Below are 408 nucleotides of genomic sequence, written 5' to 3'. Positions count from 1 at the left end.
GGCACAAAGGTGTCTATGCGCAGAAGGGCTTGACGCCAGACAACTTGCACCGGCTGGGACAGCCCTTGCCAGCAGACTGCGGTGCGCAGAATATCGTGGCGGTCAATGACCTGTTGCAAGGCCACGAGGAAGTCATTGAGGCGTTCACGGGTATCGAATGCGAGTAAGCTGCGTAACAGATAAGCATCGCCCTGTGTCTGCAACAGATAATGGAACAGGATGCCTTCCTGTAACGGAACAAGCGGGTAAATATCCTGAATATTGGCGGCCCCACGGGGAATAGTGCTGGCGATGGTGTCAATCTCATTTTGGGACAGGGAAATCAGGGGCAGCATCTCCGGCGTGATGGCGGTGCAGCCGTCAGGAATGAGGTTGGGCGGCACCGTGAACGCGTCCGCATTGTCCTGA

At 56.4% G+C, this 408-nt stretch carries 1 protein-coding gene; it reads right to left on the bottom strand.

The window, feature by feature from the left end; all coding sequences use genetic code 11:
* Positions 1 to 408 (bottom strand): condensation domain-containing protein (locus H8A87_RS19295; RefSeq protein ID WP_232370378.1); only part of this gene is annotated, 408 nt, incomplete at both ends.

The organism is Xenorhabdus lircayensis (genome assembly GCF_016306625.1).
GTDB lineage: Bacteria > Pseudomonadota > Gammaproteobacteria > Enterobacterales > Enterobacteriaceae > Xenorhabdus > Xenorhabdus lircayensis.
Note: the sequence above shows the minus strand (reverse complement) of the source record. Positions and strands in the feature narration are given on the sequence as shown.